Source organism: Bacillus sp. 123MFChir2 (assembly GCF_000383235.1).
Classification (GTDB): domain Bacteria; phylum Bacillota; class Bacilli; order Bacillales; family Bacillaceae_G; genus Bacillus_A.
In genome coordinates, this window is sequence record NZ_KB910946.1 from 1 (window position 1) to 18,545 (window position 18,545).

An 18,545-nucleotide genomic window follows, 5' to 3' on the forward strand; every position below is an offset into this window, starting at 1 on the left:
CGTTGCGGCCATTATCGAGACAATATTTACTTTTCAGTTCCTCTAAAACAAAAGAAAAATCTACCATTTCATTAAATTGACGGAGCATATTATCTTTTGGTATGACGATATCGTAAATCGCCATGAATGGGCTAAGGTTAAGAGATTGTTGTTTTGAAATCATCCGAGACACCACCTAGAATTATTACAACTATTATACATGAAAAAAACGAAAGCTTCCTCGATTTCATCGAGGAAGCTTTCGTTTTTTCTATGAAGACTTTTTCAGTGGCCTCCCAATTAGCGAGCTTTCTTGTCATTAATATACAGAAGTATTATCTGCCGATGTATTTTCAAGAATTTCTTTTACGCGTCCTAAGAACTTACCGCAAATGAAACCATCTAATACGCGGTGGTCAAGAGATAGGCATAAGTTAACCATATCACGTGCGCCGAACATACCATTATTCATAATTACTGGACGTTTCACGATAGATTCCACTTGTAAAATCGCCGCTTGTGGATAGTTAATAATACCCATAGATTGAACAGAACCAAATGACCCTGTGTTATTAATCGTAAATGTTCCACCTTGCATTTCGTCAGCTTTTAATGATTTCGTACGTACTTTTGTTGCAAGTTCAGTAATTTCACGAGCGATACCTTTAATTGTTTTCTCATCAGCATGCTTAATAACTGGAACGAATAATTCATCGTCAGTTGCAACTGCGATAGAAAGGTTAATATCTTTCTTCTGAACAATTTTATCGCCAGCCCACATAGAATTAATTTGTGGGTATTCTTTTAAAGCTTGTGCAACAGCTTTTACGAAGAATGCAAAGAATGTTAAATTAAAGCCTTCACGCTTTTTAAATTCACCTTTAATTGAATTACGGTATGAAACAAGATCTGTTACATCCACTTCAATCATCATCCAAGCGTGTGGTGCTTCATGCTTACTGCGCAGCATGTTTGCAGCAATTGCTTTACGAACACCAGTCACTGGGATTTCAATATCTCCTGGCATTGTTGGTACAGATACCTGTTTTGCCGCTTCTGCTTTAGGAGCTGCTGGTGCTGCTGCCTTTGGTGCTTCTTGTGTAACCGGTGCAACTTCTTTCTTCGCACCTGCTTGTGGAATATTTCCTGATTCAACTAATGTTAAAATATCTTTACGCGTAATACGACCATTTGCTCCTGTACCTACTACTGCATCTAGGTCAATATTATGCTCACCTGCAAGCTTTAATACAGCTGGTGAAAAACGTGGTTTACCATCAGTTGGTTGCTTTGCTTTCGGTGCGGATAGCGGTGCAACTACATCTGCTTTTGGCGCCTCTTCTGTTTTCTCTGCTACAGCTGTTGCAGCTACTTCATTTGCACCTTCAACCTGAATCATACAAATCACTTCACCGACAGCTAGTGTCTCACCTTCACCAGCGATTAATTCTGTAACAACCCCGCTGAAAGAGGAAGGTACTTCTGCGTTCACTTTATCTGTCATTACTTCTGCAAGCGGATCATATTTATTTACGTGATCACCAACAGAAACAAGCCATTTACTAATTGTACCCTCTGTTACACTCTCCCCAAGCTGAGGCATTGTAATTTTTTCTACAGCCATGTATAGTCCCCCCGATTAAAATTCCGCAAGTTCGCGCATTGCTTTTTCCACTTTATCTGGATTCACCATAAAGAATTTCTCCATTGTTGGTGCATATGGCATTGCTGGAACGTCTGGACCTGCAAGACGAGCAATTGGTGCATCAAGATCAAACAAGCAATTTTCTGCGATAATTGCTGCTACTTCACTCATAATGCTTCCTTCTTTATTATCTTCCGTTACAAGAAGAACTTTACCTGTTTTTGAAGCTGCTTCAATAATTGCTTCCTTATCTAACGGATATACAGTACGTAAATCAAGAACGTGAGCAGAAATACCATCTTGTGCTAATTTTTCAGCAGCTTGAAGAGCAAAGTGAACACATAATCCGTATGTGATAACAGTAATGTCGTCACCTTCACGTTTTACGTCTGCTTTTCCAATTGGTAATACGTAATCATCTTCTGGCACTTCACCTTTAATTAAGCGATATGCACGTTTATGTTCAAAGAATAATACTGGATCTTCATCACGAATTGCAGCTTTTAATAAACCTTTTGCATCATATGGTGTAGAAGGAATTACAATTTTTAAACCAGGTTGGTTTGCAAAAAGCGCTTCTACAGATTGTGAATGATACAATGCACCATGAACACCGCCGCCAAATGGTGCGCGGATTGTTACCGGGCAAGTCCAATCATTGTTAGAACGGTAACGAATTTTTGCTGCTTCGGAAACAATTTGGTTCACCGCTGGCATAATGAAGTCAGCAAATTGCATTTCTGCAATTGGGCGCATTCCATACATTGCTGCACCGATTGCTACCCCAGCAATTGCAGATTCTGCAAGTGGTGTATCAAGCGCGCGCATTTCGCCAAATTGATCATACAATCCATTTGTCGCTTTAAAAACGCCGCCTTTTTTACCAACATCTTCTCCTAATACAAACACTTTCTTATCGCGTTCCATTTCCTCGCGCATTGCTAATGTAATCGCGTCAATATAAGACATTACAGCCATGAAACGTTCCCCCTTATTCCGCGTATACGTGCTTTAATGCAGACTCTGGATCTGCATACGGAGCATTTTCTGCATATTCTGTTGCTTCGTTTACGATATGCATGATATCATCTAGCATTTGTTTTTCAGATTCCTCTGTTAAAATGCCTACTTCTTTTAAGTAATTTGCAAATGTAAAGATTGGATCTTTTTTCTTTGCTTCTTCTACTTCTTCTCGGTCACGGTATACACGATCATCGTCATCACTAGAGTGTGCTGTTAAACGATAAGATACCGTTTCAATTAATGTTGGGCCTTCACCACGGCGTCCACGATCTGCTGCTTCTTTTACAGCTTTATATACTTCAAGCGGATCATTTCCATCCACTGTGTATCCTGGCATACCATAACCAATTGCACGATCAGATACATTTTTACATGCTAATTGTTTTTCAACAGGGATAGAGATTGCATATTTATTATTTTCACACATGAAAATAACAGGTAATTTGTGTACTCCTGCAAAGTTCGCACCCTCATGGAAATCACCTTGGTTAGAAGAACCTTCACCAAATGTAACAAAAGTTACTAAATCTTTTCCTTCCATTTGTCCTGCTAACGCAATACCTACTGCATGTGGTACTTGCGTTGTAACTGGTGAAGAACCTGTTACGATGCGATTTTTCTTTTGTCCAAAATGTCCCGGCATTTGACGTCCGCCAGAGTTTGGATCTTCTGCTTTAGCAAATCCAGATAACATAAGCTCTTTTGCTGTCATACCAAACGCTAATACAACACCCATATCACGGTAATACGGCAGTGCATAGTCTTTCTCACGATCAAGTGCAAATGCTGCTCCTACTTGTGCAGCTTCTTGTCCTTGACAAGAAATTACAAAAGGAATTTTCCCTGCACGGTTTAATAACCACATACGCTCGTCAATTTTACGTGCGAGTAACATCGTGCGATACATTTCTATTACTTGCTCATCGCTTAAACCAAGCTCTTCATGGCGTTTTGCTTTTACTTCAGCCATATTAACACCCTCCTAAATCCTTTTTACCCCGCTCTATTATAAAGCAAGAACGATACACTATCCATTCCTAATGGTTCACTTTTACCCGTGTAACGCTTTTCCATCCACTGCTAACGCAGCTTCACCAATTGCTTCTGATAATGATGGATGTGGATGAATTGTATGTGCAACTTCCCATGGCGTTGCGTCTAACACTCTTGCAAGACCTGCTTCTGAGATCATATCTGTTACATGTGGCCCAATCATATGAACACCAAGAATATCATTTGTTTCTTCATCAACAACAAGTTTTACAAAACCATCAGATTCTCCATATACAAGCGCCTTACCGATTGCACGGAACGAGAATTTACCTACTTTTAATTTGTAGCCTTTTTCTTTTGCTTCTTGCTCTGTTAATCCGACAGAAGCAACTTCTGGGCTGCTATATACACATTTAGATACCATAGAATAATCAATTGGCATCGGTTCTTTTCTAGCAATGTGTTCAACTGCTACAATTCCTTCATGAGAAGCAACATGTGCAAGCTGCAAGCCGCCAATTACATCGCCAATCGCATAAATGTGCGATTCTTTCGTTTGATAATATTCATTTGTTTGAATATAACCTTTTTCAACAATGATATCTGTATTTTCTAAGCCGATATTTTGTGTGTTTGCTTGTCTTCCGACAGATACAAGCATTTTTTCAGCTTTAAATTCTTTATTTTCACCATTCAGTTCAGCTTGAATCGTTACACCGTTATCTTTTACTAAAGTTTCTGGTAACACTTTTGCACCAGTTACAACTTTAATGCCTTTTTTCTTAAGTAAACGTTGCATTTCTTTAGAAACGTCTTGATCTTCAAGCGGTAGAACATATTTTGCGTATTCAAGTACAGTTACTTCCACGCCGAAATCAGCAAGCATAGATGCCCACTCAATACCAATTACACCGCCGCCAACAATAATGATAGATCCAGGAAGCGTTTCCATTTTTAGGGCATGATCCGATGACATTACATATTCACCATCAAGTTCAAGTCCTGGTAAGGAATTTGGGCGTGATCCTGTTGCAACGATTACATTTTTCGGAATAAGCATTTCATTCTCTTCTCCGCTCGCTAATTCAACAGAAATCGTTCCTGGCATCGGTGAGAAAATAGATGGGCCAAGAATACGACCAATTCCTTCATATACATCAATTTTCCCTTGCTTCATTAAGTGCTGAACACCTTTATGAAGTTGGCTTACGATTTTTTCTTTACGTTCTTGTACTTTTGCGAAGTTTAATTCTACATTGCTTGTGACAACGCCGAATTCTTCACCTTTTTTCGCAGTTGCAAAAACTTCAGCACTGCGAAGTAATGCCTTACTTGGAATACAACCTTTGTGTAAGCAAGTACCACCTAAATTTTCTTTTTCAACAAGCGCTGTTGTTAATCCTAATTGTGATGCACGAATAGCAGCCACATATCCGCCTGTACCACCGCCAACGATGACTAAATCGTATTCTTTTGCCATATTACTCAACCCCTAGCTACTGTTTCTTTTTCACGTACAGCATACTCTTTTGCAGTTTCTTCATCACGAAGCACACGAAGTGCACCTTCTGCTAATGCTTGCAATTCATCTTCACCCGGATGCACAATGACATCTGCAATCCAATGAACGCGTTCTTTAATTTCATCAACAAGAATTTTACTATATGCAAGCCCGCCCGTTAAAACAATAGCATCTACTTTACCATGAAGAACTGCACTTGCCGCGCCGATCTCTTTTGCAACTTGATATGCCATTGCTGTATAAACAAGCGTCGCTTCCGGATCGCCTTGTTCTACCATTTTCTCTACTTTAATTGCATCATTTGTACCAAGTAAGCTTACTAAACCACCTTGCCCAACGATTTTTTTCATCATTTCATCACGGTAATAGTCGCCAGAGAAGCACATTTCTACAAGCTGGCCTACCGGAACCGTTCCAGCACGCTCTGGGCTGAATGGTCCTTCTCCATTTAAACCGTTATTTACATCAATAACTTTTCCTTCCTTATGAGAACCAACCGAAATACCGCCGCCCATATGTGCAATGATTAAATTCAAATCTTCATATTTACGATCAAGTTCTTTTGCAACTTTACGAGCTACTGCTTTTTGGTTTAGCGCATGAAAAATACTTCTTCGCTCCATGCCAGCTATCCCGCTAATACGAGCAATATCTTCCATTTCATCTACAACTACTGGATCAACAATAAACGCTGGAATGTTAAGTCCAGAAGCAATTTCATATGCTAAAATCCCGCCTAGATTAGAAGCATGATGACCACTATAACCATTCTTCAAATCTTCTAGCATTGCTTCGTTTACCGTATACGTACCGCCTTCAATCGGACGAAGTAGTCCGCCGCGACCACATACAGCATTTAACTTAGAAATATTAATGCCATGAGAATGAAGCACCTCTAAAATAGTTTGTTTACGAAATTCATATTGATCAATAATACGCTTATATTTTCCAATCTGTTCTTCGTCATGACGAATTGTTTCTTCTAAAACGGGTCTTTCATTATCAAAAACACCAATCTTCGTAGATGTGCTACCAGGATTAATGACAAGAATTCGATTCACGGACAAGACTGCTCCCTCCACCATTTATTTAGAAAGACAGTAGCAACGGCTGAATGAAGTTGCTACTGCTTTCACATTTATTTTTTCTATGAATTAGCGACGGCTTAAAATGTTATGGCCGTTACTTAAAAATGTGCTGCGTGTATTTTTTAAGCTTGCGATGCGCTCTTCAGCAAGACGATCCGCTGCCACATATGTTGGCACACCATCACGTTTTGAAATTGAAATTACTTTTTCAATTGTGTCATAAATTGCTTCTACACGTTTTAATGCACGTTCTCTATTGTATCCGTATAACTCGTCCGCTACGTTAATTACGCCGCCCGCATTAATAACATAGTCTGGTGCATATACGATACCCATTTCATCAACGATATCACCGTGACGATCTTCTTTTAATTGGTTATTTGCAGAACCAGCAATTACTTTCGCTTTTAATTGTGGAATTGTTTCGTCGTTTACTGTTGCTCCTAGTGCACATGGTGCATAAATATCACATTCTACACCGTAAATTTCATTTGGCTCAACAGCAGTTGCACCAAACTCTTCTACAGCACGTTGTACAGCTTCTTTATTAATATCTGTAACGATTAATTTTGCACCTTCTGCATGTAGGTGTTTGCATAGGTGATAAGCTACATTACCTACACCTTGAACAGCAATTACTTTACCTTCTAAGCTATCTGTACCGAACGCTTCTTTTGCAGCTGCTTTCATACCAACGTATACGCCGTAAGCAGTTACTGGAGATGGGTTACCAGAAGAACCGAATGAAGGTGAAATACCTGTTACGAAATCTGTTTCTTCATGAATAATATCCATATCATCTACAGTTGTACCAACATCTTCAGCTGTGATGTAACGACCATTTAATCCTTGAATGTAACGTCCTAATGCACGGAACATTGCTTCGCTCTTATCTTTGCGTGGATCGCCGATAATAACTGTTTTTGCGCCGCCTAAGTTTAAACCAGCTGCTGCGTTTTTATATGTCATACCTTTTGCAAGACGCAATGCATCTTCAATTGCAGCTTCTTCAGAATCGTATGTCCACATTCTTGTTCCACCAAGAGCTGGTCCAAGAGTTGTGTCATGAATTGCAATAATTGCTTTTAATCCTGATTCTTTATCTTGACAGAACACCACTTGCTCGTAATCGTAAGTTTCTAAGTATTTGAAGATTTCTAATGTCATTGTAATTTCCCCCTTGATATGTTTACCATTTTCAATTTTAGTCCGTTATACCGGATTCATTCCCTTAATCATTAATGAAAATAAAACATGTATTGCAAGAAAGTTTATTTAGAAGCAGTCGCAACTGCCAATGCTAATGAATGCACTTTTGTTTCTGCTGAATCAGCGCGAGATGTTAACACAATCGGCGCTTTCGCTCCAGCGATAATCGCTCCTACTTTTGCATCAGCAAAATATACAAGCGATTTATATAATACATTTCCAGCTTCAATTGTTGGGACGAGTAAAATATCCGCTTTACCAGCTACATCGCTTTGAATTCCTTTATGATCCGCTGCAATTTGTGAAACAGCGATATCTAAAGCAAGTGGTCCGTCAATGATGCAATTTTTAATTTGCCCCCGGCGATTCATTTGCGTTAACATTGCTGCATCAATCGTTGCTTGCATTGCAGGATTTACAACTTCTACAGCAGCAATCGGAGCTACTTTCGGTACCTCTACTCCTATTGCCCGGGCAACTTCAACTGCATTTTGCACAATCGCTGCTTTTTGCTGTACATCTGGAGCGATATTCATCGCTGCATCCGTTACGATGATAAAGCGATCGTAATTCGGCACTTCAAAAGCTGCAACGTGTGATAACACACCGCCTTTACGAAGACCCCACTCTTTATTTAATACTGCTTTCAAAATATTAGCTGTTGGAATGTTGCCTTTCATAAGTACATCCGCTTCCCCACTCCTTACCGCTTTTACTGCTAATTCAGCAGCTTCTGCGTTAGATGTAGTAGAGATTACTTCAATATGTTCTGAAGGCGCCAATCCATGCTCTTGTAACATACTTATAATTGTTTCTTGATTTCCATATAGACGAAATTGAGCTAACTGTAATTGTACAGCCTTTGTAACGGCTTCAATTACTTCATGATCTTCAGCTACTGCAACGGCAACTGTTTTTTTCGGTTGCTTTGCCGCTTGATCAATTAAAGTTTGTAACTTCATATTTTGTAATCAACCCTTCCTCGTCGTCCCTCGCTTATATATTAAAGCAAATATCGTGCCAACTTTTTAATTCTGTTTAAATATTTTTGAAAACGCATTCAAAACGTAGAAAAATCAACATTTTGTAACTACGCAAAAAATTCTGTCTAATCTTGCCACATTGCGCACACCACGCAAAATATTGCGCAGTGTGCAATTTACTGCATGCTATTTTTTGCACACTCGTGCTTGTCTAGCTTATAATATAAATTCCGAACTGAAATTCCTAGTGCTTGTGCTGTTTTTGTTTTGTTCCCATTAAATCTAGACAAATACTCATGAATAATATTCCCCTCAAATTCAGCCACTAAATCCTCAAGAGGTCTTTCTTCTAATTCAGGCAGTAAATTACTCCCTATAAGTTCATGTTGGTCCTCATGATGTAACGGTGGTAAATGATGGACATCAATATACATTTCGTTATAATTCATAAAAATAATCGCTCGCCCTAAAATATTTTCAAGCTCACGAACATTCCCCGGCCAATCATATGATTGTAAATACTGCACCGCTGATTCCGTTAATCCCTCAACATTACGTCCATAATCTTGATTAATCTTTTGAATTAATCGCTCAGCAATTTCACCAATATCCTCTTTACGCTGACCAAGTGAGGGAATATGAATCGGAATTTTATTTAACCGATAATATAAATCTTCCCGAAAATCACCATCTAAAATTGCCTTTTCTAAATTCACATGCGTTGCAGCAATAACTCGAACATTAATTGGAATCGGCTTCGTACCTCCAACTCTCACAATTTCCTTCTCTTGCAACACACGAAGTAACTTCGCTTGTGTATTCGCAGACAATTCCCCTATTTCATCTAAGAAGATACTCCCATTGTTCGCTTCTTCAAAAAAACCACGTTTCCCCCCGCGGCGCGCACCAGAAAACGCACCTTCTTCATAACCAAACAGTTCACTCTCTAATAACGATTCAGAAATTGCTGCACAATTTACACGAACAAACTTATTGTACTTCCGATTGCTTCCATTATGAATGGCGTGCGCAAACAATTCCTTTCCAGTTCCTGACTCCCCTCGAAGCAGTACCGTCGCCGGTGTATTCGCCCCTAGTTTCGCTTGTTCAATCGCTGCCACAATTCCTTCTGACGTTCCAACAATATCGTCAAATGAATACTTCGCTTCTAACGTACGAATAATTTGTCTTGCCCGATTTAATTCATCTGTTAATTTTTGAATCTCGGATACATCGCGAATTACCCCGACACTTCCCTTTAAAATCCCATCAACAATAACCGGTGCTACATTTACAATAACATCTCTCTTTTTTTGCCCAATTTTCATATGAATACCACGCACTGCCCTACGCGTCCGCAACACTTTCATATGCATACTTTCTCCTTCTACAATATCTGTTGTCGCTGGCTTACCAATAATATCTTCTTCTGAAAGACCTGTTAATTTTGTATAAGCTGGGTTTATGACAAGTCCTCGCCCTTGTTCATCAACAACAGAAATCGCTTCTTCAGAAGAATGAATGATCGCTTCTAGCAATGTTTGAATTTCTTTTAAATCCGTTACTTCTTCGGCCAAATTTACAATTTCAGTAATATCTTTAAAAACCGCAAACGCCCCTTGTACCTCCCCAATTTCATTTAAAATCGGAATACGCGTTGAAATAATTTTCTTCCCATTATCTAATGTTAATTCTTGATTAATTTCAATTTGCTTCGTACGAATAATCCGAAGCAACTTACTTGTTGGAATCACTTCTAAAATATATTTATTAACAACTTCTTCTTTTTTATATCCCGTCATCCGTTCCGCACTTTTATTGAACAATAATACATGCCCTTCTTGATCAACAACAATCATACCATCATGCGTCGAATTTAAAATAAGATCCCTCTGCTGCGTTTGATCTCTTAATTTCCCAATCAATATTTCTTTTTCATGTGCAAGCTTTACAACGATATTTGCAACATCCCCTGGGACAAGCAGCACATCTTCTTGTTTCTTCACCAAAATTTGTTCATACACACTATAATTACCTGTCATATCAAAAATGACATCAATATCCTCACGTATAAACACTTCCCAATTACTTCCGGTAGAAATATAAAGACTCTTCGCAAGTTGAATTCCCTTTGCTTTTTCATTAATATCCACAATTGCAACTACTTCAAATATATTTGATTTTTGCAATAGACCTAGAATCGCACTTCCTCCAGCACCCGCTCCAATAATTAATGCCCTTTGTTTCATATGCTACCAATCCTCCCGCAGCATCTCTGCAAAATTTTTCACACCTCTATCTTACTTCTTCCAAAACCCCTTGACAAACGAACATAAATTATCGCATTATTTTGTATATACTAAATAATCGGAAAAGAGGATTCCTTATGCAACGTTATCTCGCTCTCCTATTAGCAGTTATCCCTATTTCACTAGCTGTAGTAGGCATTAAACTGATGAGAGATACTGTTTTCGGTATTCTCTTCTCTCCAATCCCTGCACTATGGTTACAATTTGTAATTGGAGTATTCTGTTTCGCAATCGGTTTTTATATCTTTGGCGGCTTCGTTTTATATCGCGACCGAAAACGAAATAAAGTACAAGCTCGATTTCGAAGATAAAGTGAAACTAACCATTCGAAGGTGCTTTTCCTTCGAATGGTTAGTTGAACCAATCATGCTTTTACGGACAGTTATTTTCCGCTTCTCTCTCCATCTTGAGGCGAGGTCTTACTGCCCACGAATAGCGGGATAAAGTGAAACTTCCATCAGCGGGTTTTTTCTCCCACTCCTCTTTAAGTCTCCGTATTGTTTCCCACAAAAAAAACGAGCCCCTTCATAAATAAAGGACTCATTTTACACCTTGCATTATCTTTTTCACCCGCTCTGGATAGTCTGTAATAATAGCTGTCACATTCATCTTTAAAAACTTCCTTATTGCCTCCTCCTCATTAATCGTATACGGACGCACAAATACACCTTTTTCCATCGTTAATTCTACAATTCCATCCGAAATATACCGGTAGTTTGGATGAATCGCACTCGCTCCCATCTTTCTCGCATAAGCCCATGGGCTATGCAATCCTTCCTTGTATAAAATTGCCGTCTCAATATCAGTGGCCATCATATGACACTTTTTCATACTATAATGATTAAAAGAAGATAGAATCGTTCTCTCCTCCATACTATATTTTCGAATAAGAGTAATTACCTCTTCTTCTAAACCAGGGTATGGCACTTTATTATTCTTAAATTCAATATTAAGAAAAAGGTTATTTGTTTTCAGCCACGCTAACACTTCTTCCAACAAAGGAACAGGCTGCGCACCGACCTTATCATAAAATGTATAACTCGCATCTAACTCACGTAAATCTGCATATACATAATTTCGAACAGCACCTTTTCCATTCGTCGTTCGATTTACAGTTTCATCATGAATGACAACAATTTTGTTATCTTTTGTGAACTGCACATCTAATTCAATCCCATCAGCCCCCAATTTCTCCGCCGCACGAAAAGAAACCATCGTATTTTCCGGATACGTCCCCGCAGCTCCGCGGTGTCCAAAAATAAGCATCATTTTCTCACCTCAAATTTCATTTCACTGTAAATCAAACTATGTATTTTCCAACTGGCACTTACATAACCTCATGAACCGTTACTATCGTTGTCCCTACACTCATGCTTATTTCACTTTATGCTATACTATACAAAAAGGAGGTACTTTTATGAAACCATTACAACTTTCACCAGAGACAGCTATTAAATTATCTAAAGCTCTCGGTGTACCACTTGAACAGCTTATGCATATGCCACAGCATATTTTAATTCAAAAACTCGTTGAATTAGAAAAACAAAATCAAGAGAAAGAGTAGGCAGTCCTGTTGTGTACAGGACTTTTCTTATAACGCTTTAATTTGCTAAAACAAAAAATGAACATTCCTTTCATGACAGTTATTTAAAACTCCCAAAAAGAATGTTCATCGGTTTGTATATCAATCATTTATTGATTAAGCAAGCGTTATGCTCACTTTTCTTTTATAAACAAAACTACTCATTAATTCCTACTGTTATTTTTAACTCGCCTTATGTTCAAGCCTTAACTTATCCGCCACCATCGCAATGAATTCTGAATTCGTTGGTTTTGCTTTTGACATGGATACTGTATAGCCGAATAAAGAAGAAATAGATTCGATATTCCCACGGCTCCACGCGACTTCAATCGCATGACGAATTGCACGTTCTACACGGCTTGCTGTTGTATTATATTTCTTTGCAATGTCTGGATATAGTACTTTTGTAATTGAGCCAAGCAGTTCAATGTCGTTATAGACCATAGAAATTGCTTCGCGCAAATACATATACCCTTTAATATGAGCTGGTACACCAATTTCATGAATGATACTCGTAATGCTTGCATCTAAATTTTTCGGTTTTCCATCAGACGTTGTTACTGAACGAAAAGCTGGTAGCGGTCGTTTAATAATAGAGCTTGATTTTCCGCTAACTTGACGAATATGACTCGTTAAATTTTCCATATCAAATGGTTTTAAGATAAAATATGACGCCCCAAAATCAACAGCTTTTTTCGTCACATCCTCTTGCCCAAATGCTGTTAACATAATAACATTCGGCTGTTTAAAACGATCCATATGACGCATTTTTTCTAGTACTGCGAGACCGTCTAAATGTGGCATAATAATATCGAGAACAAGTACATCGGGTTGTCTTTCTTTTAATAAATTTAAGCACTCTTGACCATTATACGCTACACCAATCACTTCCATATCATCCTGAGCAGCAACATAACTTTCTAACATAGATACAAGTTCTTTATTATCATCCACGAGACACACTTTAATTTTCTCCACAGCTTTTCCTCCCTACTAATGGTTTCTCCCGGCATAAAGTATTTCCTTCTAGACTACATGAATTGTTCGACAATTATGTGAAAATCCCCTTTAAAACTTTCTTAAATTCCGAAAAAATCACAAAAAAACATTTTTATCGTCTATTTCTTAGTGTTCTTTTACATATTCCATCATATGATTACAGCTGAATATGCACGCTCTACTTTTATTTTACACCAAAAAACACCAGTTGCGAAACTTTTGTAACATTTCAACGGCTTTACAAGAAAGATTTTTATCAATAAAGAGATTTCTTCTTCTCTCTGCCACAATTAAAAGTAACAAAAAAAGCAAGCTGAATTCAAGTTCAGCTTGCTTTTTTCTGATCTGTATAAATATTAATCCCTGCTTCATGTAGCATCCACTCAATATGAACACCGTATCCAGATGTTGGATCATTGACGAATACATGCGTTACAGCCCCTACTAATTTTCCATCTTGTACAATAGGACTACCACTCATACCTTGTACGATTCCACCTGTTTTTTCTAACAAGCGTTTATCTGTGATCTTTACAACCATTCCTTTTGTTGCAGGGAATTTTTGCGGAACTGTACTCACAATTTCTATATCGAACGCTTCCACTTTGTCTTGATCAATAACTGTCAAAATTTTTGCAGGCCCTTCTTTTACTTGATGAGAAAGGGCAATCGGAAGTGATTCATCCATAATCCCATTCTTCATTTCTGTATTTAACTTACCAAAAATACCAAAGGGACTATTCGTTGTAATATTACCAATAACTTCATGATCTGGTGAAAATCTTGCTAATTTTTCACCAGGATCTCCATCGCTACCACGTTCAATAGATGTTACTGTCGAACGAACAATTTGTCCATCTTCAACTTGAATTGGTTTTTTCGTATCATTGTCAGAAATTACATGACCAAGCGCACCGTATTTCATTGATTCTGGATGAATAAATGTCATTGTTCCAATACCTGCAGCCGAGTCGCGAATGTATAGTCCAATTCGATACGACTGTTCTCCACCATCTTTTTGTGGAGTTAATTTTGTTCGAATATATTTTCCATCTCTTAGCAAAACAAGATTAAGCGATTCTCCCGTCTTCCCGCTGTTATGAATAAATGGTGCAATATCACTCATTCGTTCAATTGTCTTGCCATTTATTTCAGTAATCATATCCCCTACTTGTACACCCGCAAGCTCTCCTGGAGATACTTTTCCTTTTTCTGTTTGAATTAAATGGTGTCCTACAACAAGTACCCCTTTTGCATTTAATTTCACACCAATTGATTGTCCGCCTGGAATTACTTTAAAATCTTTCAGCACTTTCACATTTACTTTTTTCACAGGTAATCCTGCAAGCTCATAAACCATATCAGCTTCGCCGTTTTGATGCGCATTTACTGAAATGGTTTTTTCACTAACACGCCCAGAGGCAATCGTAAATATCGTTTCATCAGTTGATTTTGCTTGAAATACAGGCAAAGAAGATACTTTTGAATCTTGATTTTGAAATATAACAAGTTGCTTTGGAAATGAAATAAACTCACGAAGGGGTTTATAACACCCGATAAAGACAAGTGAAACAAGGAGACAAATCCCTATGATTTTTCGAAATTTCTCTAATTTCAATCTTTTCACTCTCCTCGCTCCTAACCCACATTCAGCCAAGCGGCTTCATTCTTTAATGTCTCCTTGCTACCATTTCTTTATAACCGGAAGAATTAAGAAATCATTGCTGTTAACAAAAAAGCTATCCATTATTGGATAGCTTCTGCTGCTCGTTTAAAGCGATGCGCCTGTGAGAGCAACTCTCTTGCATGCTCCGTCGTTAAGTCAGTAATTTCCACACCAGAAATCATACGAGCAATTTCTGTTACTTTTTCATTTTGACTGAGTACAGTAACAGATGTAACTGTGCGTTCATTCGCAATTTGTTTACGAATAAATAAATGAGCATCTGCCATGGATGCGACTTGTGGTAAATGCGTAATACATAACACTTGTGAATTGACAGAAACGCGATAAATTTTTTCCGCAATCGCCTGCGCAACACGCCCACTTACCCCAGTGTCTACCTCATCGAAAATAACAGAGGCAACCCCTTGATGTTTAGAGAAAATGCTCTTTAACGCTAAAATAATACGGGATAATTCCCCCCCCGAAGCTACTTTAGAAAGTGGCTTTAACGGTTCGCCTGGATTCGTGGAAATATAAAATTCTACATTGTCATACCCAACTTGCGTCATTTTAACAGGAGCTCCCTCAACAAGAGGATCGTCAATTGTTCCTTCTTTTTTCTTTATCATCACTTCAAATTTTGTTTTTTCCATGTACAGCTCTTTTAATTCTTGATGAATAGCCGTTGTTAATCGAGTCGCAAGATTATGGCGCATATCACTTAGTAACATCGCCTCTTTCACTATAAGCTGTTCGATTTCTTTTAGTTTCTTTTTCGTCGTTTCAATATGTACATCTTTATTTTCAATCGTAAATATCTCTTTTTCAATTTCATCCGCATACGCTAAAATCTCTTCTACAGTATTTCCATATTTACGCTTTAACATACGAATTTCATTTAAACGTGTTTCAATTTCATCTAAACGATTGGGATCATATTCCATCATATCTAACTTTTCGCGGAGCTGATAAGCTACTTCTTCTAATAAATAATAACTATTTGCAATCGCATCGTAGTTCTCTTGATATGCAGTATCCAAATCCGTAATGCTCTCCATTTGATTCATTGCATTTCGAACATGATCTAAACCAGAACGTTCCTCCGTTAAAGAACGATACGAATCACCTAATGCCTTGTAAATCTTTTCAAAGTTTGAAATCTTCAATCGTTCTTCTAATAAATTTTGCTCTTCATCTATTTTCAAGTCCGCATTTCGAATCTCTTCATGTTGAAACTGAATTAAATCTAGACGATGTGCCATTTGTTGCTCATTCTCTGTTAAAGAACACAATTGTTTTTTTAATTGCTCATATTCCCTATACACAGTTTGATACTTTTCTAACTGAACTAAAATATGATCTCCCTCAAAATGATCAAGCATAAATAAATGACGGTCTTCATTCATCAAATCTTGCGTTTCATGCTGTCCATGAATATCAACAAGCGTTTTTCCAATTTCCTTTAACGTGCTTAATGTTACAAGCTTTCCATTGACACGGCATACACTTTTTCCATTTACAGAGATATCCCGTTTTAAAATAATCATGCCATCTTCAATTTCAATATCAAACTCTTCAGCTTTCATCACGCAAGGATGCTGTTCATCCTCAATATAAAATAAACCTTCAATTTCAGCTTTATCTGTCCCATAACGTACAAATTCCGCTGAGCCGCGTCCCCCAACAAGAAGACTAATCGCATCAATAATGATGGATTTTCCTGCGCCCGTTTCACCACTTAAAACCGTAAGCCCTTTTTGAAAAGAAATGTTTAATGATTCTATAATAGCAAAGTTTCTAATCGATAATTCCGATAACAATGCCTCATTCACCTCGTTATTTCATTCACACTCCACACGGGAGGCTTAAACTATTCACACATACACTCTTCCGTTACTTCTTTTTGATGAAGAGTATGCTATGTAACCTGCTTCATTGTACCAAACATTCGTTTTCACGGTCAATGTAACAATAATGATATTCCTATCTAGAAATTTACATCTTCACATGCTATTCTGAAATTTTTATGTCTCTGTAACAAAAATATCTTGTCTACTTTTTACCCTTTTGAGTAATAAAGCAAACAAGATTCTTTTTGTTACAGCATATTTAAAAAGCGATTCGATACAACCCCTGTATCTTCAGGTGTACGGCAAATAATTAAACACGTATCATCACCGCAAATTGTGCCAATAATTTCATCCCATTCTAAATGATCAATCAGCGCACCAAGAGCATGTGCATTACCTGGTAATGTTTTTAACACAAGCATATGCCCAGCTGTATCTAATTTAACAAACGAATCAACAAGATTGCGTTTTAATTTTTGAAGCGGGTTAAAACGTTGGTCAGCTGGTAAGCTATATTTATAGCGTCCATCATGAAGCGGTACCTTCACTAAATGTAATTCTTTAATATCTCGTGATACCGTCGCTTGTGTTACATTAAAACCTTCATTACGTAAAATATCCACTAGCTCGTCTTGTGTTTCAATTTCTTTATTTGCAATAATTTCTCGAATTTTAATATGGCGCTGCCCTTTATTCATATTTTTTTGCACCTCGCACTATCTCTTACCGTAGTTTTAGCATAGTTATACTTCACTTATTTATGTTAACGCATAATCGGCTACTTGTACATAATTGTTTTTACAATCGTTATACAATTCTAACTTTCTATACGAGCAAAAAGAGGAACAACAATTGTTATTCCTCTTTTCCTTTTTTCTTCAAGGCTTCGTGAGCTTCTGTCACAACTTCCTCTGCTCGAACAAGTGATTGATTTTCTCCTTGTTCACGCTCACCATACCATTTTAAATGTATTAAAAATTCAATGTTTCCATCTCCACCTGTAATTGGAGAAAATGTTAAGTTTTGAACATCGTAACCTTCTGCTTGCGCAAAATCGGCAATCATTTCTATAACCGCTTCATGTACTTTACGATCTCTAACAATTCCCTTTTTCCCGACTTGCTCTCGCCCAGCTTCAAATTGCGGCTTAATAAGCGCTGCAACCTCTCCGCCAGCTGTTAACATCGTTTTCAATACAGGTAAAATTAATTTCAAAGATATAAATGATACATCAATGCTTGCGAATTGTGGTAAGCCTTTCTGCAAATCAGCAGGTGTTACATAACGAAAATTCGTCCGTTCCATTACGACAACACGCTCGTCCTGTCTTAATTTCCATGCAAGTTGGTTATACCCTACATCTAAAGCGTATGATAGCTTTGCACCATTTTGCAAAGCACAATCCGTAAATCCACCCGTTGATGAACCAATATCGAGCATAATCTTATCTTGCAAATCTATATGAAACGTCTCTAACGCCTTTTCTAACTTATATCCACCACGGCTTACATAGCGCATTACTTGTCCTTTTAATGTAATTTCTGTATCTTGCGGTATTTTTTCACCAGGTTTATCTAAACGCATCTCATTTGCATATACAAGACCTGCCATAACGGCACGCTTTGCTTTTTCTCTTGTTTCAACAAGCCCTCGTTCTACTAATAGTACATCTACTCGTTCTTTTTTTCCGCTCATTT

16 protein-coding genes and 1 pseudogene are annotated in these 18,545 nt (G+C 37.9%); 2 read left to right on the forward strand and 15 right to left on the reverse strand.

Translation table 11 applies throughout. From position 1 onward, the window contains the following. The 9 genes and pseudogenes from H280_RS25770 to H280_RS0112970 all read right to left on the reverse strand — a co-directional run. Window positions 1-163: pseudogene (locus tag H280_RS25770) on the reverse strand (IS5/IS1182 family transposase); the annotation flags it as partial. Between the two features lie 135 nt (window positions 164-298). Continuing rightward, window positions 299-1,603, reverse strand: a complete 1,305-nt coding sequence (locus H280_RS0112935) for a dihydrolipoamide acetyltransferase family protein (protein ID WP_020061552.1) — start codon at window positions 1,601-1,603, stop codon at window positions 299-301. Between the two features lie 15 nt (window positions 1,604-1,618). After that, the gene (gene bfmBAB / locus H280_RS0112940; protein ID WP_020061553.1) at window positions 1,619-2,602 is read right to left on the reverse strand and encodes a 3-methyl-2-oxobutanoate dehydrogenase subunit beta; all 984 of its coding nucleotides are present in this window, start codon (window positions 2,600-2,602) and stop codon (window positions 1,619-1,621) included. Between the two features lie 13 nt (window positions 2,603-2,615). Beyond that, window positions 2,616-3,617, reverse strand: a complete 1,002-nt coding sequence (gene bfmBAA / locus H280_RS0112945) for a 3-methyl-2-oxobutanoate dehydrogenase subunit alpha (RefSeq protein WP_020061554.1) — start codon at window positions 3,615-3,617, stop codon at window positions 2,616-2,618. A gap of 81 nt (window positions 3,618-3,698) precedes the next feature. Beyond that, window positions 3,699-5,120, reverse strand: a complete 1,422-nt coding sequence (lpdA, locus tag H280_RS0112950) for a dihydrolipoyl dehydrogenase (protein ID WP_020061555.1) — start codon at window positions 5,118-5,120, stop codon at window positions 3,699-3,701. Window positions 5,121-5,125: 5 nt separating this feature from the next. Continuing rightward, window positions 5,126-6,229 (reverse strand): butyrate kinase, encoded by a 1,104-nt coding sequence (gene buk / locus H280_RS0112955; RefSeq protein ID WP_020061556.1) that lies wholly within the window; start codon window positions 6,227-6,229, stop codon window positions 5,126-5,128. A gap of 87 nt (window positions 6,230-6,316) precedes the next feature. Next, a complete protein-coding gene (locus H280_RS0112960; protein ID WP_020061557.1) occupies window positions 6,317-7,417 on the reverse strand; it encodes a leucine dehydrogenase in 1,101 nt (366 codons plus the stop codon). 104 nt (window positions 7,418-7,521) lie between these two features. After that, on the reverse strand, window positions 7,522-8,421 hold the full coding sequence (gene yqiS / locus H280_RS0112965; protein ID WP_020061558.1) for a phosphate butyryltransferase: 900 nt from the start codon (window positions 8,419-8,421) through the stop codon (window positions 7,522-7,524). A gap of 197 nt (window positions 8,422-8,618) precedes the next feature. Next, window positions 8,619-10,691, reverse strand: a complete 2,073-nt coding sequence (locus H280_RS0112970; RefSeq protein ID WP_020061559.1) for a sigma-54 interaction domain-containing protein — start codon at window positions 10,689-10,691, stop codon at window positions 8,619-8,621. A gap of 137 nt (window positions 10,692-10,828) precedes the next feature. Here H280_RS0112970 and H280_RS0112975 point away from each other — a divergent pair, with 137 nt between their 5' ends. Continuing rightward, window positions 10,829-11,062, forward strand: a complete 234-nt coding sequence (locus H280_RS0112975) for a DUF2627 domain-containing protein (protein WP_020061560.1) — start codon at window positions 10,829-10,831, stop codon at window positions 11,060-11,062. Between the two features lie 229 nt (window positions 11,063-11,291). On the opposite strand, the gene H280_RS0112980 is transcribed toward H280_RS0112975, so the two are convergent. Beyond that, window positions 11,292-12,020, reverse strand: coding sequence for a glycerophosphodiester phosphodiesterase (locus H280_RS0112980; RefSeq protein ID WP_028411219.1), 729 nt, complete (start codon window positions 12,018-12,020; stop codon window positions 11,292-11,294). A gap of 148 nt (window positions 12,021-12,168) precedes the next feature. On the opposite strand from H280_RS0112980, the gene H280_RS25090 reads away from it, so the two are divergent. Further along, the gene (locus H280_RS25090) at window positions 12,169-12,315 is read left to right on the forward strand and encodes a YycC family protein (RefSeq protein ID WP_020061562.1); all 147 of its coding nucleotides are present in this window, start codon (window positions 12,169-12,171) and stop codon (window positions 12,313-12,315) included. A gap of 201 nt (window positions 12,316-12,516) precedes the next feature. Here H280_RS25090 and spo0A read toward each other — a convergent pair whose 3' ends face one another. The 5 genes from spo0A to H280_RS0113010 all read right to left on the reverse strand — a co-directional run bounded on the left by spo0A (window position 12,517) and on the right by H280_RS0113010 (window position 18,543). Continuing rightward, window positions 12,517-13,311: a sporulation transcription factor Spo0A gene (gene spo0A / locus H280_RS0112990; protein ID WP_020061563.1), complete on the reverse strand. Its 795-nt coding sequence runs from the start codon at window positions 13,309-13,311 to the stop codon at window positions 12,517-12,519. Between the two features lie 346 nt (window positions 13,312-13,657). Continuing rightward, window positions 13,658-14,959, reverse strand: a complete 1,302-nt coding sequence (gene spoIVB / locus H280_RS0112995; RefSeq protein WP_028411220.1) for a SpoIVB peptidase — start codon at window positions 14,957-14,959, stop codon at window positions 13,658-13,660. A gap of 119 nt (window positions 14,960-15,078) precedes the next feature. Beyond that, complete coding sequence (gene recN / locus H280_RS0113000; RefSeq protein WP_020061565.1) at window positions 15,079-16,818, reverse strand: DNA repair protein RecN; 1,740 nt, start codon at window positions 16,816-16,818, stop codon at window positions 15,079-15,081. Window positions 16,819-17,096: 278 nt separating this feature from the next. Next, window positions 17,097-17,546 (reverse strand): arginine repressor ArgR, encoded by a 450-nt coding sequence (argR, locus tag H280_RS0113005; RefSeq protein ID WP_028411221.1) that lies wholly within the window; start codon window positions 17,544-17,546, stop codon window positions 17,097-17,099. A 157-nt stretch (window positions 17,547-17,703) separates the two neighbouring features. Further along, complete coding sequence (locus tag H280_RS0113010; RefSeq protein ID WP_020061567.1) at window positions 17,704-18,543, reverse strand: TlyA family RNA methyltransferase; 840 nt, start codon at window positions 18,541-18,543, stop codon at window positions 17,704-17,706. Between the last annotated feature and the right edge of the window lie 2 nt (window positions 18,544-18,545).